Source organism: Puia sp. (genome assembly GCF_035546395.1).
Lineage (GTDB): Bacteria > Bacteroidota > Bacteroidia > Chitinophagales > Chitinophagaceae > Puia.
Genome location: NZ_DASZXR010000002.1, coordinates 745,526 through 768,458, shown reverse-complemented (window position 1 = coordinate 768,458; position 22,933 = coordinate 745,526). Strand labels below are relative to the sequence as shown.

Sequence of the window (22,933 nt, the reverse complement as noted above, 5' to 3'; positions counted from 1 at the left end):
GCAGCGTGTAGCGCTGGAAGAAATCCCAGAGCAGGTCGGTGGCGTTCAGATAGACAGATGGCGGATCGGCCTGGGCACGGGGTTTGAGGCCGCCGGGCCAGGAGTGGCCGCCATCCTCCGTCAGGTACTGATTGCCTGTTCGGCGCTGCCGCCGAAGCCGTGCAGGACGATGACGAGCGGGAAGCCGGCGGGGGATTGGCGACGGGCTTGATTAGCATTTTGGTGAAATATCGTGTTTTAACCATTGAGCTTTTTTGGGGGGCCTTGATATACAACTCGTTACTGCGGGCATGCTTCTTGTCTGAACGCACCGTATGACGACCAACACCATCACCATCACTGAAAGCCCGCAGACCTTGTCCTTTGCGGAGGAGATATTCGGCGGCCTCGCCGCGACGGCGAAATATCTGCCCTCGAAATACTTTTATGATAAGACCGGGGATGCTATTTTTCAGGAGATCATGCATTGCGAGGAATACTATCCGTTCGGTTGTGAGCTGGAGATCTTCCGGCTGCAGACGGCGGAGCTGGCGGCTGCCTTGCTGGAGCCGGGCGGTCCGTTCGACCTGATCGAGCTGGGGCCCGGCGACTGCCAGAAGTCCCAGTACCTGTTGCAACACCTGGTGCGGAGGGAAGTCGAATTTACCTATGTCCCGATCGATATTTCGGAGAACGTCATCGATGGACTCCGGGCGCGGCTTCCGGTAACGATACCCGGGTTGACCGTATGGGGACTAAACTGCGAATACCTGTGCGGCATCCGGGAAGCGACGCTGGCTTCCGGCCGGAGGAAAGTAGTGTTGTTCTTAGGGTCGAACCTTGGGAATATGGCGCCGGCGGAAGCCCGGCGGTTGTTGCGGAGGCTACGGCATCATTTAAAGCCGGGGGATATGGTGCTGATCGGGCTCGATCTGAAAAAATGTCCGCATGTTGTACTGGCGGCCTATAACGATAAGGCCGGGATCACGAAACGATTTAATCTGAACCTGCTGGACAGGATCAACCGCGAGTTGAATGGGAATTTCGATACCAGCGCTTTTGAACATTTTGCCGTGTATGACCCTGCATCGGGTGCTTGTAAGAGCTACCTGATCAGCCGGACCGATCAGCAGGTCAGCCTGTGGATGGATGGGGAGCGGCGGGACATTTGGTTTGCGCGGAATGAGGAGATCTTTATGGAGATCTCGCAGAAATACACCATCGACCAGGTGGATCAGCTTGCGGGGCAGGCCTTTTTCACGCCGGTGGAGCGGTTCTATGATGGGCGCCGGTGGTTTGTGGATGCGCTTTGGCGGGCTGAAAAAAGAAGCATATGAAAGTCCTTTCCATAAATGTTTCACAACCCAAGGAGGTCGACTGGAACGGCAGGAGGGTAACGACCTCCATCTTTAAGGAGCCGGTGACCGGGAGACGTCATGTGGGGAAATTGAATATCGAGGGCGATGCGCAATCCGACCTGATGGCGCATGGCGGGGAGCATCGGGCCGTGTATGTTTATCAGCAGGATTCGTATGACTATTGGCGGAGCGTTTTGGGGATAGAAGGGTGGCGGTATGGGCAGCTTGGGGAGAACCTGACGGTGGAGGGTCTGGCCGACAGTGAGGTGTGTATCGGCGACCGGTATCAGATCGGCACGGCGGTATTCGAAGTCACGCAACCGCGGGTCACTTGTTATAAGGCGGGTATCAGCACCGGTGTCCCGGAGATGCCGGCGTTGCTGGTGAAACACAAGCGGCCTGGATTCTATTTCAGAGTTATCCGGGAGGGGGATATCGAAGCGGGCGACGAGATCATCAAGGTTTCGGATGGTCCTGGAAGGATGTCGATTGTCGAGGTGGATGGGTTGTTGTACAGCGATCAACACCCGGTGGGGCGGCTGCGGGAAGCGCTGACCCTTGGAGCGCTGAGCAGGGGCTGGCATGGCTCTTTCCAGGCCCTGTATGATGCCGCAGTCGGCGGTGCGGGGTCGGGGAATGCGGGTCTGGCGCCGGCCGCGATGCTTTCGGCGTGGCCGGGCTTCCGGCCTTTCCTGGTGGAGAGTATTGTTGTTGAGAGCGAGGGTGTCCGAAGTTTTTTGCTGCGGCCTGCGGACGGGGGTGAGTTACCGGAATATGCCGCGGGTCAGCATATCGTCGTTCGCATTCCTTCGGCGGGGCAACCGCAGCCGATCCGGATGTATTCGCTTTGTGGGCCGGCCAATAAAAATCACTATCGTATCGGCGTCAAGGCGGAGGTTAACGGGGTCGGGAGTAACTTCCTCCACGGGCGACTGCGGCCCGGGGATGGACTCGAGGTTACGGCGCCCCGCGGCGCTTTTACCCTTGCCGCCGATGAACGGCCGCTGGTGCTGATCGGGGCTGGGATCGGCATTACGCCGTTGCTTGCGATGTTGTATGCGGTGGCTGCGGCTAACCCTTCGCGCGAGGTCTGGTGGATCTATACGACAAGGGATAAGGCGCATTATCCTTTTGTTGGGGAGGTGGAGAATGTTTTCCGTGCTTTGGTGAATGGTCATCGGCATATTCAGTTTACCCGGCCGGGGCCGGGGGATGTGGTGGTGCGGGATTATGATGTCAGCGGGCGGCTTACGGTGGAGCGGCTGGCGGCCCTTGATCTGCCTGCAGGCGGGGATTACTATTTGTGTGGACCGCCGGGTTTTATGATGGCGGTGGCGGCCGCGTTGGAATCTTTTGGGATCGCGGCTTCCTCTATTAAACAGGAGGCTTTTGGCGCCGGCGAGGCATCGGCCGGCGCCGGGAGTTTGCCGCCGCCGCATCTTCCTGCAGGCCCTGCCGGTGATGGGCCGACGGTCGACTTTGCCAAATCGGGTATCCGGTTCAAGTGGCATCCTCGATTTGCTTCGCTGCTGGAGGCTGCGGAGGCCTGTGATGTTCCCGTGAGCTGGAGCTGCCGCGTTGGGGTGTGCCATAGGTGCGAGACCACCTTGTTTTCCGGAGACGTGAATTATGTTACGCCGCCGCTTGACTTGCCGGCCGGTGGGAATGTTTTGCTTTGCTGTTCGGTGCCGCGGGGGGATGTCCAATTGGATCTCTGATGACTAAATCGCCTAACCATGCCAGAAGCCAATTTCGAGTCAAAGGTCACCCATCAAAAGGAAGGCAGCTTTCTTGAATTCATGCCTGTCAGTCTTTTTGGGGCCGTCATGGGTCTTACGGCCCTCTGTTTTGCATGGCGTCTTGCGAGCCAGCTGTGGCGGCTAGGCAGCGCTGTTCCCGAGACGATCGGCGTCGTTGCCATTGTTGCATTCGTTGTTGTCACTCTGGCCTACCTCGTCAAGTGGCATCGTTACCCGGAATCGGTCGTTGCCGAGTTCGATCATCCGGTATCGGTAGCCTTCTTTTCCACTTTTATCATATCCCTGTTGCTGATCCCGGGTATCCTGTTGCCGTATGCGCCGGCCCTTGCCGATACGATCTGGTTGCTGGGAGTATTGTTGATCTTTTTATTTGCCTGGTTCGTGCTGCGGAAATGGCTGGGCAAGCAACAGATGCCGGAGAGTGCGATGCCGGCCTGGGTCCTGCCGGTGACGGGAACGCTGAATGTGCCTATCGTCGGGAGTTTCCTGCGATTTAACGGTGCTCATGAGACGAGTGTGATGTTCTTCGGCATCGGAATCCTCTTTATCGTTATGCTGATGACGATGATCTTTTCGCGGCTTTTCTTCCAGGCGCAGCTCACTGCGATTGCCGAGCCGTCGCTGATGATCCTTGCGGCGCCGCTGGCCCTTGCCTTTTCCGGTTATGAAGGCTTGCAGGGGGTGCAGGACCTTACCGCGAGCGCGTTCTTTTATTTCTGTCTTTTTTTATTGCTTTTGTTCGGCAGTAAGATCTTTTTGTTACCCAGGACCTGTCCTTTTCATGTCGGTTGGTGGTCGGTCAGCTTTCCGTTGGCGTCTGTTACGGTGGCCAGCCTGCGGTATTCGCAAGGGGCGCCGGATGTCCTTCACCGGGCGTTGGCGGGTGTTCTGCTGGCGGTGACGACGCTGGTCATCCTGTACCTGCTGGTGCAGACCGTTTCGCAGATTTGGAGCCGTCGATGGAAGAGCAGGATCGATAAGTCCTGAATTCCCAGGAGTTATTGATCTTCGTAGATGTCCTTTACCTGGGCGACCTGCAGGCGATAACGTTCGAAAAGGCGGCTTTTCGAGACAAAGCCGACGAAGCGGCGGTCCTCATCGATCACGGGGAGGTAGTCTACCTGGGTGCGGTCGAATTCGTTGATCACTTTTGTCATGGGGGTATCGATCGGGAGGGTTGCCGGGGATTCGCGGAGCAGATCTTTCAGCAGGGTCTTGCCGTGGGCTTCGGGATTGAAGATGCGGCCGCGAATATCGTTGAAGGTGACGACTCCCAGGAGCCGGTGACCGGCGTCTACTACGGCGAATACCGGTATGTCCACCTGGGCGATATGACGGATGAGATCGTTGAGAGAGTCGGCCGGGTCGAAGACCTGCTGAGTGCGTTCGGTAAGACTCCCAAGGCTCATCCTGGAGAGGATATTCTGTTCGCGACGATGGGTAAAGATCTCGCCGGAAAGAGCGAGTTGTTTGGTTTCCATGTAGAACGGTTCGAAGGTCTTTGCGATAAAATAGGCGATGGTGGCGACGATCATCAGGGGAATGATCAGCCCATATCCGTTTGTGATCTCTGCGATGAGGAAGATGGCGGTGAGCGGGCAGTACATGACGCCACTCAGGAGGCCGGCCATTCCCACGAGGGTGAAATTGCCTTCCGGCAAATGGAGCCAGCCGGTGGCGTTGCAGACGCGGGAGAAGAAGAAGCCCCAGTATGCACCGACGAAGACGGAGGGGGCGAAGTTGCCGCCATTGCCGCCGGAGCCGATGGTGACGGCGGCAGTAATGGGTTTTAACAGGAGGATAAAGCCGGTAAAGAGGATAAGCAGGACGTTTTGAGGGATCTGCCTGAGCCATGCCGCGCCGGGGAGGATGCGGATGGCCGTGTCGTTGGCGAGCATTTTTACGCTTTCATAGCCTTCGCCGTAGAGGGGGGCGAAGAGGAGGAAGAAACCCGCGAGTATGAGGCCGCCGGTGAGTGCCTTTGTATAGGGGTTCACCTTCCAGTGATGCAGGTTGCGGTCGACGCCGCGAAAGGCCTTTGCATAGTAGAGCGATAGGAACCCGGCCCCAATGCCCAGCAGGGCATACATGGGGACGTTGCGATAGTTGAAGTCGGATTTCAGCGCGAAATTGAACAGGTTCGACTCGCCGAGGTAGATCTTCGAGCATAGTACTCCGACCACCGCGGCGATGATCAGGGGGACGAAATAGCTGACGACGGTTTCCGCAAGCAGCACTTCGACGGCGAACATGACGCCGGCGATGGGTGCGCTATAGACGGCGGCGATGCCGGCCGCAGCTCCGCAGGCGATCATCAGGGTACGTTCGGAGTAACTCAGCAGCCCGAGCTTTCCCATGGTCGAGCCGAGTGAAGAGCCCGTTGCGACGATGGGGGATTCGAGGCCGGCCGAACCGCCCGAGCCGACCGTCAGGGCGCTGGTGATAAAGTGAATATAATTGTTTCGAACGGGGATAAAGGAGGATTTTCCCGCGATGGCCTTGAGAACCATGGCGATCCCTTTATCAATATGTCCGCGGAAGAAGCGTTGGATGATCCAGGTAGTGAGCAGGAGGCCCGCCGCCGGGCAGAGGAGGAAGAGGTATTCTTTGCCGCTGAAGTGCTGAACGAGCCGTTCTACCTGTTGTACCGAACGTTTCAGGAGGACGGCCATCATGCCGGATACCAGCCCGGTGAGGGTGGCCGTAATGATAATGTATTGAACTTTGCTGATGCGGGTGCGCAGAAAATGAACTCCGTTGTGATACCCGCGGATGATCTTTCGTTTTAGTCCCTGGAACCATGGATGCATGCGCAAATATACTGAAGATAAATTTCTGATACCTTCAGGGGCAAATCAACTGATGCGGCGAGAGGTCAATGATCCTTTTTTGCCGCTAACGATCCGCCCCATAGCGAGCCGGGATTGGCGCGATCGGGGTAAATCTCCAGCATCCTGTTGTATAATTCAAGGTTTGTGGAAGTCTCCGCGTTGAGGCGATCGAAATCCTGCAGGTACTTTTTTGTTGCTGCCAGGATCGCCGGATCGTCGGGAAGAGCTGGTTGTTTATGACCGGCGACGACCCATTTTGGCTGCAATGCTGCCAATTTATCAAGGCTGCTTCGCCATTCGTTCCGCGTTTCGGGGGTGGTTTCCGCTGTGTATAAATGAACGCCATTGTAGGCGACGTCGCCTGCGACGACGAGTCCGATGGATGGGACGTAGAGGCTGGTTGAATCGTGCGTATCGGAAAAACCCGTTTGGATCACCAGCAGCTTTTCTCCTTCCAATTCGAACTCGTTGCCTTCCATGGCCTGGGGAACGGCCAGCATTTCGGGTATTTGGCCGGGAAAGCGGGGAGCCCAGAAGCCGTTGATGACTTCGGGCCGCACCTGTTCGGCGCAGTCTTTTGCAACGGCCGGGGTGGCGATCGCGATGGCGCCGGGGAAGCGATCGAGGATCAGCTGCAGGCCGTAAAAATGATCGCCGTGGGGGTGGGTGATATAGATATATTTCAACTGCTTTCCGGTTGCGGCGATGGAGTCGGCTAATTTGTTCGTGTGTTCGATTGCGAGGAAGACGTCTACCAATACGGCGTCTTTTTCGCCATAGATGAGGGTGGAGCTGTTGGGGACCCATTTGAGGTCGTCGAGGCCTGGAGGGGTGTTGGGATCGCGGTTGAGGCCGGGGCGTGTGGAGGTGAAGACCTGGTAGTTCAGCGTTTGGTTCTTTGAGCTGCTTTGTTGTGTCATAGCTTTTATTTACGGCAAAACTACTGCCTGGCTTTTTCGGCGGCAATACGCCGATGACGGTAATTCATACCCAAATCAAAGAATTCGTTTCGTACGGTATTGGAGAGGCGTTGACCCGGTATTCTGTTTGAAAAACCTGTTGAAATGATTGGGGTAGTTGAAGCCGAGGCTTTCCCCGATGGCGGCGATAGTCCAGTCGCTGTGGCGAAGGAGCGATTTTGCTTCGGCGATCTTGCTGTTGGCGATATGTTGGGTTGTTGTTTGGCCGGTGGTGGTGCGAATGGTGGCGTTCAGGTGATTTACCTGGATAGAGAGGCGGCGGGCGAAGTCTCCGGGTTTTTGGAGGGGCATGGGGCGTTCGGGGGAATGGATGGGGAACTGGCTTTGGAGGAGTTGAAGAAATTGGCGGGTGATACGGGTAGCGGCGTCGGGTTGTGGGGGTGGGAATTGGTCCGTTTTCATCCCTTCGAATAGTAACGCCTGGATATAGTTGACGATCATTTCATTTCTGAACGTGAACGGGGCATCGATTGCGGCCGTCAATTGGCGGAACAGTATGCTGATGGCGGCCAGTTGTTCGGGTTCGGGAAAGACCAGCATCGCATGGGCCGGGGCCAGGGCCGGATAGTTCCGCATCCGGCCGAAGGGGTCGTGGGTAGCCAAGAATTCTTTTGTGAATACGCACCAATAGCCCGAGCGTTGGTCCTGCAGGCTGTCGTAGGCGTAGCTGACCAGGGGATTGGCGAAGAACAGGACGGGGCGTTGGCAGACGATGATCTCGTCATTTATGAACAAGCGGCATGGGTTGTGGATCAGCCAGATCTTGTATAGTCCGTTCCGGTTGAATGGAACTGTTACGCGGTCGCCCGCAGATGAATATTGTCTTGCATTGACGGAGTAAGAAAGTCTTTTGACGTTGTGGTCGACAATTTTTACCGGCATGATCAAAATTACAAAAACGGGATCAGGCCCCGGCAAACAAAAAGGCACAGCAGGACCTGGCAACCGCCTTTTGCGGTCGCCAGGGTCTTTTACTGCGGCATCCGGTTTGACATAGGAAATTCGGTGATTATCGTGCAACCCTTTCCAGGCGCTGTTCTCAGGGTAAATTTGCCTGAAAGGGATTCGACCCTTTTGCGGATATTGTTCAGGCCGATACCTTTTGCTTCGGTCCGTGAATCGAACCCGCGGCCATCGTCGTCGATCGACAGGGAGATCGTGTCGTGGCGAATGGCCAGCGTAACGGCGATGTGTTTTGCATCGGCGTGTTTTACAATATTCTTCAGTTGTTCCTGCGTTATCCGGTACAGATTGATTATGATGCATTCATCGGTGAGGAGATCAATGTCGGGATCGGACTCGAACCGGATGTTATATTTCCCCTGCACGTTGATGCGGTTGAGCAATTCTTCAATGATGTCGTTCATTCGTGCGTCTTCGATATGCGCCGGCGCCAATTGATGGGACAGTCGCCTGATCTCGTTGATGGCCAGATCGAGGTTTTGTCTCGTGCTGTTTATCAGGGTGGCCATCTTCCCGGCGTCGGGATAGTATTCGTCGGTTGCATCGAGGGTGAGGAGAGCGCAGGCGAGGATCTGGTTGACATTATCATGTAATTCCTGGCCGAGGTGAAGGCGTTCTTTTTCCTGGGCGTCGATAATAGCGGTTGCGATGCGCTTTTCCTCTTCTTTGGATTTGGTGATGTCCTGCATGGCGCCGATCAAGCGGGCGGGTTGATTATCGGGGCCATATATGACAAAGGACCGGTCGTAGACATGTTTGTACGTCCCGTTGGCGCAGCGGACCCGGTATTCGAGCTGGAGGTTTTGCTTTCTGTTTTCGACAACGTGCAGAAAGGACTCCCTGACCTGTTCGATATCCTCAGGGTGGATCTTATCGATGATCCACTGGTCAGCATCCTGCACTTCATGGACGTCGTAGCCGAAAACATCCCTTATCCCGGAGTTGTATGTCTTTGTATTCCGGATGAGGTCCCAGTCCCAGATGGTATCGCTTGTAGCCTGGGCGACCAACTCATATTTTCCGACCGCGGCTTTCAGTTGATCTTCAGCCCGTTTTCTTTCACTGATATCTCTCAGGATGGCCATGAACCTACCGTCCGAGAGGCGTTTGACTGTGACCTCGACGGGAACCTGGCTGCCGTCCTTACAGACGATCGTTCTTTCGGTACGGACTACCTTTTTATTGAAAAGCTCCTGGTACTGAAAGGGTCGTTCCCGGAGTTCCGTGGGCGAGTAGAGTTCACTGATGTTCATGGCGTCCAATTCATCTTTATCGTACCCGAACATTTTCCATGCGCTGTGATTGGTCTCGAGGATATGGCCATCTGTGTCGCTGATCAGGATAGTGTCGGAGGCCTGTTCGATCAGGGTCCGGTACTTTTCTTCACTCCGATCGATCTGTTCCCGGGGTAGTATGGTTTGGCGTAAGTGCCGGGGCGCCCGGGTATTACGGGATAGAAACAGAGATACGGGCAGCAGCGCATTGAGCAATCCTTCGATAATGCGCTCTATTCGCAATTTGGGTGCAGGTAAGCGGGTAAATAGTTTATTCATAAAGATGCTGTAGCAAGCTTAGTTGCCAATTCGACGGATATGTACCTTTTGCCGTCCAGGGCAGTCCGCACGGCTTTCACCAACGCCTGATCGAGAAGCCATTTCGGTAAAAATCCTGCGGCCCCGTTTCGCAATGCCCTGAGGGCATAACGTTCGTGGTCATTGATGGATACAAGGAGGACGGGTAAATGCGGTTCGAGGGTTTTCAGGGCCTTCAGTGCCTCCAGGCCGGACAAATGCGGCATCGATACATCGGAGATCACCAGGTCGAATCTTGCATGAGTCGCCCGGGTCAGCAGCGCGGCCCCGTCGGGCACTTCCGTGCAAAGCGCATCCGGCCATTCGTCCCGGAGGATCTGGACGATCGTCTGACGCATGGTGGGATGGTCGTCTGCAATGAGGAAGCGCAGGGCTCTTTTTGTTGTCATGGATCAGGGAAATAAGCGTGGAGTAAAGTTATCGCTTCTGCCGGAGCGAGGGCGTGGCGGCGTTTGCAAGCTTTTTGTAAAGGTTCGGCTACAACGATCGCGGTTTCAGGATAGGCCGTGCTGGATGCAGTAGCGGGTAAGTTCGGAGTTGGATTGCATCTGCATTTTTTTGAGTATCCGGGACCGGTAGCTGCTTACTGTGCTCGGGCTGATGCTGAGGATCTCGCCGATGTTCAGCAAGGATTCGCCGGACGCGATCAATTTCATCACCTCCAGCTCGCGATCCGAGAGCATATCGTGGCCCTGCAAGCCGGGGTCCTTTGCCAGATCGCCGGCTAATTTTTCGGCCAGGCGGGGAGTGATATATTTCCTGGCCTGCAGGATCAGGTTGATCGCCTTTTTCAGTTCCGCCGGGGGAGCATCTTTGTTCAGAAAGGCAGAGGCCCCGGCCCTGAGGGCCCTGATGCCATAGATCTCCTCCGGATGGATGCTGAGGGCGAGGATGGGGATATCGGGGAAGTGCCGTTTGATCTCCGAGATGATCTCAAGCGCCCCCCGCCCGGGCATGGAGACATCGCTGATGATCAGATCCCAGCGCCCTCCGAGGGCCATTTTAAAGAGGGTATCCGAATCGCCGGCTTCGGCAATTTCAGCGCGGGGGAATTCTTCATTCAGGACACTTACGAGCCCCCTCCGTACGATGGCGTGGTCGTCGGCGATTAGAATACGCATGAGTTCCGGTCGTTTTTCGCGGTGGGTGCTTCGATCTCGATCACGGTCCCCTTGCCGGGCTCGCTGTTGATGGAGAAACGACCGCCCATTTCGCGGGTCCGTTCTTTTATTCCAAGCAGGCCGAGGTGGTGTTTCGACCTGGATTCGGCAGGATCGAGCCCTCTGCCATTGTCCAATACCCGTAGGTAAACCCGCCCGGCAGTAGAGTGAAATTTGATTTCGACGCGGGTAGCGGAAGCATGCCGGGCGATGTTGGTCAGGGCCTCCTGGAAGATGCGGAAGAGGTGGGTAGATATCTCCGGATCCAGGATCTCGGCCGAGCTACTGAATTCGGCGGTTACCGGAATGGAAAATCTCCGTTCGAACTCTTCGATGTGCCATTTCATGGCTTCGACGAGGCCGAGGTCATCGAGGACAGCCGGCCGGAGCCGCGTGGAAATCCGTCTGATGGACTCTATCCCCGTGCCGGTCATGTCGATGATGCGTTCGATGGCTTTGCTTGTGTCGACATCTCCCGCTACGCGTTCGGACAGGCGAAAAAGCGCAATTTTCACCGCTGTGAGTTGCTGGCCCAGGTCGTCATGGATATCGCGGGCGATATCCGTCCGTTCTTCCTCGCGGACATTTTCGAGATGGGCGGCCAGGGCGCGCAGTTGATCGGTAGTTCTCCTGATCTGTTCCTGCGCCATTATCCTTTCGCTGAGATCGAGCCCTACGCCGACCAGGCAGGGTTCGCCTTCATAGATGATCGATTTACCCGTGAAGAGGTATGGAATTGCTTTCCCGGATTTTGCGAGCAAGCCCAGCTGTGCGAAATCTTCCCCTGTGACAAATACATTTTCGATCTTTTCCATAAGGGTTGCGTGTTCGAAGGGGGAAATGAAATCGGTGGGCCGCATCCGGCGGATATCTTCGGGTTGGTACCCGGAGATCTCCTCAAAATTGCGGTTCCATCTGAGGAACTTACCGTCTTTTGATAAGAGGTAAAATACACCAGGCAGGCTATTGATAATGGTATCGGAGAGATTGCTTTCGGCAAGGATCCTGGCGGCGGCCTTTTTCCTTTCCGTAATGTCCCGGTAGTTGAATACCACGGCGTGGAGATAAGGTTCTGCCAACAGATTGTTGCAGCTGCATTCCACCCATTTCACGGCGCCATCAGGCATGAGGTGACGATATTCTATGGTCCGTACCGATGAAGGATCGTGCAGGATTCCCTCGAAGGCATCCTTTACCAGGGGCAGATCTTCCGGATGGACGCCGTTGGGCCATGGAGTGCCCACCAGCTTGTCACGTTGGTAGCCGAGCATCTTTTCACCGGTCGGGCTGATGTCGAGGATGGCGCCATCGTTGCCGACGAGGGTCAGGCCGTCCGTGCTGTGGCGGATGATCGCTTCGAACCTTTTCTCCTTCCTGCGGACCTCCTCCCATGCCTTTTTTTGTTGGGTGATATCGCGTCGGAAGATGGTAACCCCGTCTTCGGAGGGATAGATCCTGACCGCAAACCAGCTGTCCAGGTGCGCATAGTAAAATTCCAGCTCCACCACTTCGCGGTTTTGCATGGCTTCCATGGCCTTTTCGAAGAATATGGTTCCTCTTGCGTCGGGATGAACGTCCCAGATGACCTTCCCGAGGCAGGATTCTCTGCCGCCGGGGTTGGTTTGGAGGGCGGCGTCGTTCAGGAAGGTATAGCGCCATTCCCGATCGAGCGAGATAACGCTGTCGCTGATCCTGTTGAGCGTCAAATCCATTTCGCTGTGAATCCTTGCGATCTCCTGTTTTGCCCATTCACCGGGGGTTGGCTGCGGGGCGGTGTTGTCGAGTTGGCTGCCTGTTGGTACGGAGGAGTTCAGGTGAAAGCGAAGATTTCTTCCAAAGGAGGCTATGCTTCGGAATACGATGATCCCGGCTATCAGCAGCGCCAAGATGGCGAGCAACAGAAAAGGGGTCAACAGGTGGTACATGCAAGGGTCGATTTAAGCGGCTGTTTACGACTTCATATAAATTCGACGGCCGGGTAGTAAATATACGCAAACATTTTAAATAAATTTAATACATTTTTTTCTGTATGGGTAATTTTCCGGGTCCGCCTCAAGCTGTGGGTGATGGCGATCGAGGAGGTGGCGCTGCCAACCGTGATGATCCTGGCGGAGAAGACGGCCTAGTGGGCGGCGGCGGCTTGCAGTGCGGGGATGTCGAGCTTAACCATCTTCATCATGGCCTGCATGACGCGGCCGGCTTTTTCGCGGTCGGGGCCGGCGAGGAGTTCGGGCAGCATGGTGGGGGTCACCTGCCAGAAGAGACCGAAGCGATCTTTGAGCCAGCCGCAGGCTATTTCCTGGCCGCCGCCTTGTAATAATTTGCTCCAATAATAGTCGACTTCTTGCTGGGTGTTGCAGTTGACTGTGAGGGAGATCGCGTCGGTGAGGGGGTGACCGGGGCCGCCGTTCATCAGGGTGATCTCCTGGCCTTCGAGCTGGATGGTGGCGACCAGGAGGGCGCCTTCCTGGCCGGGTGCGCCTTGAGGGGTATTAGCACTGCGAATGATCTTTGAGTCTTTGAAGATGGAGAGGTAGAAGTTCATTGCTTCTTCGGCGTTGTGGTCGAACCAGAGGAATGGGCTGATCCTTTGCATGTTTTATTGTTTGCTGTAAACTACTGCAAATTGCGGACCCAGGTGCGTATATTTAGGAAAACAACCTACCATGAAAAAAAGTAGCGCCATCCTGCTGTTCCTGCTGGTCATGGCCATTGCGGGCCCCGCGCAAAAAACGGTACAGGAAAAGAACGACAGTGTTTTTGCGCTGGTAAGAAAATATGTGAACGAGAAGGCCGTGGACTCGCTCTATTCTTTAACGGGAGCGGGTTTCCGGAAGCAGATCACGGAAGATGCTTTCAGGAATATCAGCAACAACAATTTGTTTCCGCTTGGGGAGATCAAGGGAAACAGCATCATCAAAAATGCCGATAAGATAACCTTTTACAAGGTCGGGTTTGCGTCGACGGTCTTAACGATGGTCGTCGGGCTGGACTCGCTGGGAAAGCTATATGCGTTTGCTTTCCAGCCTTATGTCGATGAGAGCGAAAGGAAGACGAGCGCAATCGGCAGCAATAATCCGCTGGCCAATGCGCAGGACAAATTTGTCGATTCGGTGGCGCTGGGCTATATGCGGCGGCTGCCGCCGGTGGGGCTGAGCATCGGCATCCTGAGGAACGGCAAGACTTCGTTCTATGGCTATGGGGAAACGGTGAAGGGCAATGGAAAAATTCCCGAGGCCGGGACCCTTTTCGAGATCGGGTCGATCAGCAAGACGTTTACGGCCACGATGCTGGCCCTGGCGGTGGGTGAGGGGAAGATAAAGCTGGACGATCCGGTGAACCGATATCTTCCGGACAGCATTCCTTCCCTGCAGTACGAAGGCAAGGTAGCGACGATCCGGATGCTGTCCAATCATACGAGCGGCATCCCGCGGATGCCCTGGCATTTCCAGTCGACGGTGGTGAAGGCGAACGATCCGTATGCGAGCTATACGGTGGCCAATCTGTATGGCTTCTTACGCGAGCTGAAATTGGGTCGCGCCCCGGGTAGCGGGTTCGAGTATTCCAATGCCGCGGTCGGAGTGCTTGGAACTATCCTGCAGAAGATGTATGGGAAGAGTTATGAGGGGTTGTTGCTGTCGCTGGTCGCCGGTCCGTTGGGGATGAGCGATACGCGGGTGACTATCCGCGGCGTGGACTCTGCGCGGTTTGCGAGTGGATATGACGACAAAGGAAATTATAACGGGCCGTGGAATCTTTCCGCTGCGTTTGCGGGAGCGGGGGCGATCCGGAGTACGGCGCGGGATATGTTGAAATATGCCGCCGCGGAGGTGGGTGAGCCGGGTGTTCCGGCTTCTCTTGCCAGGGCGATGCAGTTGACGCAGACAGAGACCTTCCATGATGGGCATAACCGGATCGGTTTGGGCTGGATCTTTCTTTCTGTGTGGGGTGACGAGATTTTATTCCATAATGGCGGTACGGGGGGGTATCGGAGTTATATCGGGATCAATGTGAAAAAGAAGATTGCCGTAGTCCTGCTATCCAATTGCGGGATCGGGGTTGATGATGAGGGGGCGCGGTTGATGGAATGGCTTATTCGCCACGCAGACTTTTAATGGGGTTGACCAGAGCCGCACGCACCGCCTGGATGCTGACGGTAGCGAGAGGGTTGGTGGTGTCGGCTGCGGCGCGGGTGGGTGGATTTGTTTCTATCAATATTTAGTTGCTTCGCCGGCGGGTCTTCTTTTTTGCGGCTGGCTTTTTTGCTGCTGGCTTTATGGCGGCGGCTGCTGCGGCCTCGCCGACTTCGCCGGCATTCCAGGCGGTGGCGAGGAAGTAGGGCGACGAGCCGGCGGCATCCTGGATTTCATAGGTGCATTGAAGAGTGCGCGTCTCTCCGGGGGCGAGTTCGATATAGTTGTCGCTGAAGATGAGGGGCAGGATATCGTCGCCGGAGCGGCCTTTGAGGGCGCGAAGGTGGACCTGGAAGGCGACGGTCTTACCCGTGTTGGTCAGGGTGATGTTGTGAACGGCGCTGTCGCCTTTTTTGGGGGCGGCGGTGACGGCGAGCTTGAGGGTTGTTTTACCGAGGTTTTGAAGCGCCGAGTAGTCGGCGTAGGCGGTTTGGGGGGTGGTGTACCATTTGGACTTCTTCCAGTCGAGGGTGTCGCCTTTTGTCGAGAGCCAGTACCAGTTGATGCTTTTTACGGCGCCGTTGGCGTCGGCGAGCTGGAGTCGGAGGAAGTAAGTGGTCGGGGCGGGTGTACTGACGGGCGGCAGCGTCAGGCATTTCGTGATGCTGTCCGGTTCGACGGTTGTGGTGAGCTGTTTGGAGAACTTGAGGGTCCCGTCAATGTTGTAGATGGCCGCCTCGGCTTTGAGGCCGGTGAATCGTTGTTGCAGGGAATTGGTGATGTATACCTCCCCGTTGGGATAGGAGTACATGATATGGAGCGGCTCCATGGATTTTTTCATCCCGAAGTAGGTGCCGGCGGGATAGAGGTAATAGTCGTATGTGTGCCAGATGAGGCCGGGCCAGGGGTTGCTGCCCATCCATTGGACGACGCCGGTGGCGGTGTGGTATTTGCGGAGGCCGTAAGATTCCATCATGGCGCGGTGGGCTTCGTAGTCCTGCGCCTGGGCCTTGGCGATATAGTCCTTTATGTCGACGGCTTTGCCGTAGCGGCCCTGGAGCGCGTCGTTGAAGACGTCGGTGGTGCCGAAGGTCATTGTTCCGCAATGGTATTTCCAGGTGGCCGTGGTGAACCACAGGGAGTCTTTGGGGATGAACTTTACCAGGCTTTCATACGGGGGGATGGAGGGGCCGGGTGAGATCTCGGTGGCGAAGCTATAGGCGCCGCCATGTCTCTCTGCCGTATCCGTTTCCCAATAGATGGGGGGCACCCATTCGTAGGGGCCGTCCATTTTTACGCCGCTGAAGCCGGACACTTTTGATTTGGTTTCATTGGCTGTGGCGACGATGGGGTTTGGCCATTTGAGGGCGGCCTCGATGTCGAGCCAGTCGCGTTCGACGGTGGTATCACGGGGCGGCATATCGCTGCCGTTGAGCCAGGCCATGAGGCTCGGTTTGTTCCGAAGCCAGTACATGACGCTGCTGTCCGAGGCCATGGCGGAGGCGCGTTTTGCCGCGTCCCAGTTCTCGGGGTATTGCCAGGCGCCGCAGCACATCCATCCCGTCATCACGAGCATGCCGTATTTGTCACAGAGGGCGTAGAAGTTATCGTCCTCCATCTTCCCTTCCGAGCGGACGATGTTCATGTTCATATCGCGGTAGAGGCGGATCTCCTGTTCCTGGCGTTTTGGCGAGCGGCGCTGGAAGATGTCGGGGGACCAGGCGGCGCCGCGGATGACGATGCGTTTGCCGTTGACGATGAAGACGCGGGATTTGTCGTCGATGAGTTTCGAGGTGATCTCGCGGATGCCGAAGTCTTCCTTTATGGTGTTGCTGACGGTGTTCTCATGGATGGCCTCGATCTCGAGGTGGTTGAGCTCGGGGGAGCCGTATTGCCAGGGCCACCAGATGCGGGGGTTCCGGACATCCAACTGGGGGAATTCGGCGGGGGTGAAGGTGACGTTGCTGATGGACTTCGCTTCGAGGTGGACTCTTTTCTCGAAGCTGATGTTGGTGTTGATGCGGCCTTTTATCGTAACATCCTGCGGGTTGGCCGAATAGTTGGTCACGAGGGCGTCGACGGTGAGGTGGGCGAGGTCGAGAGAGGGGCCGTCGAAATGGGTTGCCACGAGCGGGTATTCGATGCCGACGCGATCGTACGTCTTCACTTCGACGTCGTTGACGATCCCGCCGTTGTAGTCGGGGGGATAGTGGATCCAGTCGGCGTAGTCGATGGCCAGGTCACCGCCGCGTTTGTTGGGGTCGATGGGGCGGCGGATCTCGAGGGCGAGGACGTTGGCGCGGGCCGGGCGGGCGGCTTTTGTGACGTTGAGCTCGATGATGCGAAAGGGATTCATGACCTCGTTGGAGTCGGCGATCAGCACGCCGTTGAGCCAGACGTTGGCCTTATAGTTGATCCCGTGGAGCCGGAGGACGATGTCCTTGCCGATCTCCGTTTTGGGGATCGTGAACTCTTTGCGGAACCACCAGGGAGAGTCGAATTGCGGGTCATTCAGTTTTTGGAGGTTCATTCCATAGAACGGATCGAAATTGTAGACGTTGTTGGCCAGGAGGCCGGCGATGATGGTGGTGGGGACGGAGACCTTGTACCAGCCGTCGGTAGGGAAGGCGGGTTGGGAGATGGCGGCGCCGTTGGCGGTGACCTTTGTGGCGGACTGCATGTTCCAGCCGTCCTTTAGGAGGATATTGGAGTTGGCGGCGAGCTGGGCGGCGGAGGGCAGGGCTTCGCTATAATGGGATTTGGAATGTTTTTTGGCGACGCGCTTCTTTTTGTGTTGTGCGAAGGCGGGGGTAAGGACCAGGGCGAGGGCGGCGATGAGGCCGAGGCGGAATAGTGATTTACTGTGCATCATAGTAGAGTGCCGCGGCTCCGAGGATGCCGCTGTTGGTTAGATTAGAAATTTCGATGCGGATACGTTCGGCGGATTTGCCGTAGGCGAGGGTTTTTATCTCCTGCCACATGGTCTTTTGGAACCAATCGAAGGCCTGGGCGACCGAACCGCCGAGGACGATCAGTTCCGGGTCATAGGTATATATAACGGCTTTAATGGCGTTGCCGATGTGGGTACCCAATTCGGCGTAGAGGGCGAGGGCATTGGCGTTGCCTTTTTTGGCGGCTTCGGACACCTGGACGCCGTCGAGGCCGTGGACGTTTTTGAAGAAGGAGCCGCTGCAATAGTATTCGAGGATATTGTCTTTGTAGGGCAGGAGGCCGAATTCGCCGGCGCCGCAGTTGCGGCCGGGGTATAATTTGTTATGAATGATAACGCCGCCGCCGAGGCCGGTGCCGATGGTGAGGCCGATGAGGGACTGGGCTCCCCTACCCTTGCCGAAGTAGTATTCGCCGAGGACGAAGCAGTTGGCGTCGTTGTTGACGAAGACCTTTTTGTTGTATCGTTTTTCGAGGATCTGTTTGAGGGGAACTTCTTTCCAGGAGGGGATGTATTGGACGTCGTATACTATTCCTTCCTCTGTGTCGACGACGCTGGGGACGCCGATGCCGATGGCGGCTATCTCCTTGTTGATGAGAGGGTCAATGGTTTGATAGATATCTTCGAGGACGGCTCCTACGGCGCCGTCGCTGTGGATGCGTATAGATGTGATTTCGGACAATGAATTGTCCGAAACGATCGCGCCGCGGATATTTGTTGCTCCAAGGTCGATGCCTATCACATTCATTGTTTCTCCTTTTTGTTAAAGACGGTTTGGTTGGTGATCAGGGGGCGGGCCCAGAAGCCGACGCTGAGGATATAGCCCAGGGTTATATAGAGGAAGAACATCCCGGTGCGGAGGCCAAGGGCGTCGCCGAGGCCGCCGATGATGAGGGGAACAATGGCGCCGCCGATGATGCCGGTGACCATGATGCCGGCGAAGGAGCCGTGGTGTTCGTCGATGCTGTTGAGGGCGAGGGAGAAGATGACTGGGTACATGACGGAGGCGAAGAAGCCGACGGCGGGGAAGGCGATGAGGGCGACGGGGCCGCTGCCGAAGAAGGCGACGGAGAGACAGACGATCGCCGCGATGGTGAAGCTGACGAGGACTTTACGGCTGTCGAGGATCTTTAACAAGAAGAGTCCGAGGACGCCGCCGGCTGTCATCAATCCCCAGAAGTACGCTACGGTGTCAGCGCCTTTTGTCTGGGGATCGTAGTGGTGATAGGTCTCGAGGAATTTGGAGATCCAGTTGGCGATGCCTTGTTCGGTGCCGACGTAGGCGATCATGGCGATGAAGAAGAGGACGACCGTGCGTTTCTTGAAGAGCATGAGGTGCGTCTCGAGGGGGCCGGCCGTCTCGTCGGCTTTTAGCTGGACGACTGGGAATTTCGATATTTTGATCACGAGGATCATCAGCAGGGAGATGACCGCGAAGATCCAGTAGAGGGAGATCCAGGGGAGGTTGGCGGGTACGATGTTGGTGAAGAGTCCGAGGAGGCCGGTGGTCTGGCCTTTTAAATTTTGTGCGAAGTAAGAGTATACCATGGGGCTGACGAAGGACGCCGCGCCGAAGATGAGTTGTGCGAGGACGGAGTTGAAGGCATAGTGTTCTTCCCCGCCGGAGGTGCGGAGCAGGGGGTTGATGACCACCTGGAGCATGGCCATGCCGCAGCCGATGAGGAAGAGGGAGATGATGGCGCTGAGATAATTGTGGATGACTGCCAGCAGGAGGGAGCCGATGAAAGAGACGACGAAGCCGGCGATCATGATCTTTTTCTCTTTGTACTTTTCCAGCAGCATGCCGGTGGGGATGGAGACCAGGCCGTAGGCGATGAAGAAGGCGAAGGGGAGGAAGGCGGCGAGGGTGAGGCTGAGATCGAATCCTTTTATAAAGTCGGGGTTGAGGGCGCCAATGACGTTCGTGAGGAACGAGATGACGAAGAAAGTGAGCATGATCAGGGCGACGATGTAATAGTTGCGTTTCATTGGTGCAGGGTTGCGGGGGATGTGTTGGGAGTTAGTTGATAGAGGATATAGGGGCCTTTGTCGTCGTGCCGGATCGCGGGGTGTTGCGTGGTTTTGCCCTGGGTGACGGTGACTTTCGTCCAGGCTTTTGGGATATAGGTTTTGAGGGTCAGGGGGAGGTCGTACATGGTTTTGTCCAGGGTATGAGTGAGGGTCACGGTGGTTTCCGTGGCTACGACCCTGGCGGCTTCGCGTTCGCGCATGTATTTGGTGGCGTCGCCGAAGGTGGCGATCCAGAGTTTGGTTTCCCTTTCCTTTATGTATTTAAAGTATTCTTCGAGCTTTGGGATGGGTGTCCATTCCCAGCCGAGGCTGTCGATGCCGTGGAAGACGAGGACGAGCCAGGTGTCTTTGTTGGCTGCGGCGGTGTCGACCCAGGACTTCATCAATTCGAGCGGGGTGGCGTGGAGGGGGCCGCGTTGCCATTGAACGTAGTCTTTGCCGCTGGGATGCGGGAGGACCTTGCTGGCGCGGTCGATCTCTTTGAGGAAGGGTTCGGGCATACGGTTGCGGAGGGCCGGGTAGATGTTATAGGCGATCTGCATCACGCGTTCGTCCTCGTAGCCATACGGCACTTCGGCGGAGAAGGTATATTTTTCGCCGAGGTGGTCCTTTATCTCCTCCTTGCTTTTCTCGAGTTCGTATTTGATATTGGCTTCGTCGAGGCCGGGCATGGTGGCGTGGGTGATGGAGTGGCTGGCGATCTCATAGCCTTCTTTTGCGTCTTTGCGAAAATCTTCCCAGCTTGAGCCGACGGCCTCCTTGTATTCGGGGCAGGGTTCGTAGCCGGGTTTGAAGTCGCCGTTGCGAACTTTTGCGTAGAGGCTGTCCATCCAGTGGAAGGCCTGTTGTTTTTTCCCGGAGGAGTAGAGGCCGCCGGCGCGGGTATGGAAGCCGATGGTGCCCTGGTAGCCGAGGTAGCCAGCGGCGGAGCAGCGTTCGAGGAAGTTCTGTTCGTTGGTGGGGATAGTTGCGGATTCCTTTATAATGTCCTGGACGGGGCGGCCGACGAATTTGCCGTGGTATTGGGAGCCGGTGATGGGGCCGGTGATGACGAAGAAGGTGGCGGGAAGTCTCAGTCGTTGCATGAGGGGCAGGGCGCGGGTGAACTGGTGGCGGGAAGCGTCGTCATAGGTGATGGAGACGGCGCCGTTGCGGCCGTATTGCCATTGGGTGATGGTGGTGGGGCCGGGGGTGGTCTGGGCCCGGCTTTGGGCGGTGGACAGGCTCAATATAAGAACGAATGGCAGCAATCGAGAGAGGCCTGGGATATGGCGGTTCATTCCCAAATATAATGGATTGAGGGGAAATTCTACACCTCGAAGACTTCTTTGATGACGGCGAGGTAGGATGGGCCGGTAACGATGCGGGTGAAGTCGCGGTTGTTGAGGATAAGGGTGTACCGGCTATTGGAGTACTTGTGGAGTTCGACGATCTTTTGCCTGTTGACGATATAGGATTTCTGGACACGGATGAAATCGGGGGGCAGGCGTTCTTCGAGTACGGCGAGCATGTGGTCGCAGAAGAGTTTTTGGCCGTTGGCCGTATGGACGAAGGTGTATTTGTCGGAGGCTTCGAAGTAGGCGATGTCCGCCAGTTGGACGAGGGTGAATTTATTCCCTCTTTTAACCGAGAGTGTTGTGGATTCCTTTTTTGGGTGAGGGAGCCCAAAGGATTCGAGGACTTTCCATTCGGGCGTGGCAGGTTGCGTGAACGTTTGCAGCTTGATCATCGCTTTTGCGAGGCGGTCTTCTTTGAGGGGTTTGAGGAGATAGTCGACGGACAGTGCGTCGAAGGCGTCGATGGCATATTCGTCGTAGGCGGTAGTAAAGATCACATAGGGGTTATAGTTGAGGCGTTTCAGCACGTCGAGGCCGAGCATGCCGGGGAGTTGGATGTCGAGGAAGACGAGGTCGGGTCTAAGGGTGTTGATGAGTGTGATGGCGTTGGCGCCGTCGGCGGCTTCGCCGGCGAGGTGGATGAGCGATGGGTAGGCGGCAAGGAGCTCCTTGAGGAGGCGCCGGGAGGGCGGTTCGTCTTCTATGATCACCGTTGTGTAAAGCTTAGGCATACCTGTTTGGACGGGTTGTTCTCGAAATAAATGGTGTGTTTGCCCGGGTAGAAAAGATTCAGCTTGTCCATGACGCTTTTGAGGCCGTAGCCGGTGCGGATGTCTTCGGGGAAGGGGGAGCCGTTGTCATGGATGTTGATGTCGATGCGGCCTGCGTCGCTTTTTATCATGACCCGGATGACGCCTTTTTTGCCGGCTTCCCTGAGGCCGTGTTTTACGGCGTTCTCGACGAGGGGTTGGAGGATGAATTTCGGCATTTTGAGGTGGCGGGCCGATTCATCGACCTCGATGGACACTTCCAGCTTGTCTTCGAAACGGATCTTTTCGACTGTCAAATAGTTCTCCACCATTTCGACCTCTTCTTCGACGGAGATGAGCGTTTCATTCTTTTTATTCAGGCTGTAGCGGAAGAGCTCGGCGAGGGCGATCGTCATCTGGCGGGCTTTGGCGCCCTGATGGAGGGAAAGCTCGGCAATGGAATTGAGGGTATTGTATAAGAAATGCGGGTTCACTTTTGCCTGGAGCGCTTCGAGCTCTGCTTTTGTCTTTTGTTCGTTGAGACGGGAAAGCTCCCATTCGCGTTCGTAGCGGAGGCGGCGCTCGGCGAGGGCGGCGTAGCTGATGTTGATATAGATGGAGGAGACGATGCCGCCGAAGAGCAGGGAGACGAGGAAGGTGTAGGTGATGGTGGCCTGGCGATGGTTGGGTGGGATGAGGAGGGCCATCCAGATATTGGTCGAGGTGAGGAAGAAAAAAATGAGCGCGGTGATGATAAGCCGTTTGGCGAGAAAGGACCCGGGCCGGTTCGTGAGCCATCGTTCGACGTACATGATGACGGTGACGGGAAGGAATACGAAGAAGGCCGAGCGGAGGAGGTGGAGACCCGAGCAGGCGAGGTATTCTTTGAAGGTGGTAAAATCGTTGTAGCAGGGGTAGAAGGACATGAGGGCCATGTAAAAGCATAAGAAGATGCAGCATACGGCCAGGCGTCGCCGGTTAAAAAGGCTGATGTTGAGGCCACTGAACAGGATCCCGGACCGGTAGTTCAAATAGATCCCCAGACTCGAGTAGATGAAAATGGTACTCAGCACCACCGCGGTTTTAAACGGGATGATCATTTGGCAAAGA

19 protein-coding genes are annotated in these 22,933 nt (G+C 56.2%); 4 read left to right on the top strand and 15 right to left on the bottom strand.

Going from position 1 to position 22,933, the window contains the following annotated elements:
- The first annotated feature begins 314 nt into the window (after window positions 1-314).
- From VHE34_RS04290 to VHE34_RS04280, 3 genes are read left to right on the top strand one after another with little or no spacing between them, the layout of a single operon-like run.
- Window positions 315-1,316 carry an L-histidine N(alpha)-methyltransferase gene (locus VHE34_RS04290; RefSeq protein WP_325584954.1) on the top strand — a complete coding sequence of 334 codons (1,002 nt, stop codon included), beginning with the start codon at window positions 315-317 and terminating at the stop codon, window positions 1,314-1,316.
- Window positions 1,313-3,055, top strand: coding sequence for an MOSC and FAD-binding oxidoreductase domain-containing protein (locus tag VHE34_RS04285; RefSeq protein WP_325584952.1), 1,743 nt, complete (start codon window positions 1,313-1,315; stop codon window positions 3,053-3,055). The genes VHE34_RS04290 and VHE34_RS04285 overlap by 4 nt, the downstream gene beginning before the upstream one ends.
- 18 nt (window positions 3,056-3,073) lie before the next feature.
- On the top strand, window positions 3,074-4,084 hold the full coding sequence (locus tag VHE34_RS04280; RefSeq protein ID WP_325584950.1) for an SLAC1 anion channel family protein: 1,011 nt from the start codon (window positions 3,074-3,076) through the stop codon (window positions 4,082-4,084).
- An 11-nt stretch (window positions 4,085-4,095) separates the two neighbouring features.
- Here VHE34_RS04280 and VHE34_RS04275 read toward each other — a convergent pair whose 3' ends face one another.
- The 8 genes from VHE34_RS04275 to VHE34_RS04240 all read right to left on the bottom strand — a co-directional run bounded on the left by VHE34_RS04275 (window position 4,096) and on the right by VHE34_RS04240 (window position 13,219).
- Window positions 4,096-5,907, bottom strand: coding sequence for a chloride channel protein (locus VHE34_RS04275; protein ID WP_325584948.1), 1,812 nt, complete (start codon window positions 5,905-5,907; stop codon window positions 4,096-4,098).
- A 65-nt stretch (window positions 5,908-5,972) separates the two neighbouring features.
- Window positions 5,973-6,848 carry an MBL fold metallo-hydrolase gene (locus VHE34_RS04270; protein ID WP_325584946.1) on the bottom strand — a complete coding sequence of 292 codons (876 nt, stop codon included), beginning with the start codon at window positions 6,846-6,848 and terminating at the stop codon, window positions 5,973-5,975.
- A 75-nt stretch (window positions 6,849-6,923) separates the two neighbouring features.
- Window positions 6,924-7,790, bottom strand: a complete 867-nt coding sequence (locus VHE34_RS04265) for a helix-turn-helix domain-containing protein (protein WP_325584944.1) — start codon at window positions 7,788-7,790, stop codon at window positions 6,924-6,926.
- Window positions 7,791-7,879: 89 nt separating this feature from the next.
- Entirely contained in the window at window positions 7,880-9,424 is a 1,545-nt protein-coding gene (locus VHE34_RS04260) for a PAS domain S-box protein (protein WP_325584942.1), read from the bottom strand.
- Entirely contained in the window at window positions 9,421-9,852 is a 432-nt protein-coding gene (locus VHE34_RS04255; protein WP_325584940.1) for a response regulator transcription factor, read from the bottom strand. Before VHE34_RS04255 ends, VHE34_RS04260 begins: the two co-directional genes overlap by 4 nt.
- Window positions 9,853-9,957: 105 nt before the next feature.
- On the bottom strand, window positions 9,958-10,584 hold the full coding sequence (locus tag VHE34_RS04250; RefSeq protein ID WP_325584938.1) for a response regulator transcription factor: 627 nt from the start codon (window positions 10,582-10,584) through the stop codon (window positions 9,958-9,960).
- Complete coding sequence (locus tag VHE34_RS04245) at window positions 10,572-12,548, bottom strand: PAS domain S-box protein (RefSeq protein WP_325584936.1); 1,977 nt, start codon at window positions 12,546-12,548, stop codon at window positions 10,572-10,574. The genes VHE34_RS04250 and VHE34_RS04245 overlap by 13 nt, the downstream gene beginning before the upstream one ends.
- 197 nt (window positions 12,549-12,745) lie before the next feature.
- Entirely contained in the window at window positions 12,746-13,219 is a 474-nt protein-coding gene (locus VHE34_RS04240) for a VOC family protein (protein ID WP_325584934.1), read from the bottom strand.
- Between the two features lie 70 nt (window positions 13,220-13,289).
- Between VHE34_RS04240 and VHE34_RS04235 the strand changes: the two genes are divergently transcribed.
- Window positions 13,290-14,738 carry a serine hydrolase domain-containing protein gene (locus VHE34_RS04235; protein ID WP_325584932.1) on the top strand — a complete coding sequence of 483 codons (1,449 nt, stop codon included), beginning with the start codon at window positions 13,290-13,292 and terminating at the stop codon, window positions 14,736-14,738.
- On the opposite strand, the gene VHE34_RS04230 is transcribed toward VHE34_RS04235, so the two are convergent.
- From VHE34_RS04230 to VHE34_RS04200, 7 genes are read right to left on the bottom strand one after another with little or no spacing between them, the layout of a single operon-like run.
- A complete protein-coding gene (locus VHE34_RS04230) occupies window positions 14,716-14,838 on the bottom strand; it encodes a hypothetical protein (RefSeq protein ID WP_325584930.1) in 123 nt (40 codons plus the stop codon). The genes VHE34_RS04235 and VHE34_RS04230 overlap by 23 nt on opposite strands.
- 3 nt (window positions 14,839-14,841) lie before the next feature.
- Window positions 14,842-17,628 (bottom strand): glycoside hydrolase family 2 protein, encoded by a 2,787-nt coding sequence (locus tag VHE34_RS04225; protein WP_325584928.1) that lies wholly within the window; start codon window positions 17,626-17,628, stop codon window positions 14,842-14,844.
- Window positions 17,615-18,454, bottom strand: a complete 840-nt coding sequence (locus tag VHE34_RS04220) for an ROK family protein (protein WP_325584926.1) — start codon at window positions 18,452-18,454, stop codon at window positions 17,615-17,617. Before VHE34_RS04220 ends, VHE34_RS04225 begins: the two co-directional genes overlap by 14 nt.
- Window positions 18,451-19,695, bottom strand: coding sequence for an MFS transporter (locus tag VHE34_RS04215; RefSeq protein WP_325584924.1), 1,245 nt, complete (start codon window positions 19,693-19,695; stop codon window positions 18,451-18,453). The genes VHE34_RS04220 and VHE34_RS04215 overlap by 4 nt, the downstream gene beginning before the upstream one ends.
- Window positions 19,692-21,017 carry a polysaccharide deacetylase family protein gene (locus tag VHE34_RS04210; protein ID WP_325584922.1) on the bottom strand — a complete coding sequence of 442 codons (1,326 nt, stop codon included), beginning with the start codon at window positions 21,015-21,017 and terminating at the stop codon, window positions 19,692-19,694. Before VHE34_RS04210 ends, VHE34_RS04215 begins: the two co-directional genes overlap by 4 nt.
- 29 nt (window positions 21,018-21,046) lie before the next feature.
- A complete protein-coding gene (locus VHE34_RS04205) occupies window positions 21,047-21,805 on the bottom strand; it encodes a LytTR family DNA-binding domain-containing protein (RefSeq protein WP_325584920.1) in 759 nt (252 codons plus the stop codon).
- On the bottom strand, window positions 21,781-22,923 hold the full coding sequence (locus VHE34_RS04200) for a sensor histidine kinase (protein WP_325584918.1): 1,143 nt from the start codon (window positions 22,921-22,923) through the stop codon (window positions 21,781-21,783). The genes VHE34_RS04205 and VHE34_RS04200 overlap by 25 nt, the downstream gene beginning before the upstream one ends.
- Between the last annotated feature and the right edge of the window lie 10 nt (window positions 22,924-22,933).

Coding starts and splice junctions, on each gene's coding strand:
- VHE34_RS04260 (WP_325584942.1), bottom strand. CDS start 9,424: ATGAATAAACTATTTACCCGCTTACCTGCACCCAAATTGCGAATAGAG.
- VHE34_RS04240 (WP_325584934.1), bottom strand. CDS start 13,219: ATGCAAAGGATCAGCCCATTCCTCTGGTTCGACCACAACGCCGAAGAA.
- VHE34_RS04215 (WP_325584924.1), bottom strand. CDS start 19,695: ATGAAACGCAACTATTACATCGTCGCCCTGATCATGCTCACTTTCTTC.
- VHE34_RS04290 (WP_325584954.1), top strand. CDS start 315: ATGACGACCAACACCATCACCATCACTGAAAGCCCGCAGACCTTGTCC.
- VHE34_RS04210 (WP_325584922.1), bottom strand. CDS start 21,017: ATGAACCGCCATATCCCAGGCCTCTCTCGATTGCTGCCATTCGTTCTT.
- VHE34_RS04220 (WP_325584926.1), bottom strand. CDS start 18,454: ATGAATGTGATAGGCATCGACCTTGGAGCAACAAATATCCGCGGCGCG.
- VHE34_RS04250 (WP_325584938.1), bottom strand. CDS start 10,584: ATGCGTATTCTAATCGCCGACGACCACGCCATCGTACGGAGGGGGCTC.
- VHE34_RS04205 (WP_325584920.1), bottom strand. CDS start 21,805: ATGCCTAAGCTTTACACAACGGTGATCATAGAAGACGAACCGCCCTCC.
- VHE34_RS04275 (WP_325584948.1), bottom strand. CDS start 5,907: ATGCATCCATGGTTCCAGGGACTAAAACGAAAGATCATCCGCGGGTAT.
- VHE34_RS04270 (WP_325584946.1), bottom strand. CDS start 6,848: ATGACACAACAAAGCAGCTCAAAGAACCAAACGCTGAACTACCAGGTC.
- VHE34_RS04255 (WP_325584940.1), bottom strand. CDS start 9,852: ATGACAACAAAAAGAGCCCTGCGCTTCCTCATTGCAGACGACCATCCC.
- VHE34_RS04200 (WP_325584918.1), bottom strand. CDS start 22,923: ATGATCATCCCGTTTAAAACCGCGGTGGTGCTGAGTACCATTTTCATC.
- VHE34_RS04235 (WP_325584932.1), top strand. CDS start 13,290: ATGAAAAAAAGTAGCGCCATCCTGCTGTTCCTGCTGGTCATGGCCATT.
- VHE34_RS04280 (WP_325584950.1), top strand. CDS start 3,074: ATGCCAGAAGCCAATTTCGAGTCAAAGGTCACCCATCAAAAGGAAGGC.
- VHE34_RS04285 (WP_325584952.1), top strand. CDS start 1,313: ATGAAAGTCCTTTCCATAAATGTTTCACAACCCAAGGAGGTCGACTGG.
- VHE34_RS04225 (WP_325584928.1), bottom strand. CDS start 17,628: ATGATGCACAGTAAATCACTATTCCGCCTCGGCCTCATCGCCGCCCTC.
- VHE34_RS04245 (WP_325584936.1), bottom strand. CDS start 12,548: ATGTACCACCTGTTGACCCCTTTTCTGTTGCTCGCCATCTTGGCGCTG.
- VHE34_RS04265 (WP_325584944.1), bottom strand. CDS start 7,790: ATGCCGGTAAAAATTGTCGACCACAACGTCAAAAGACTTTCTTACTCC.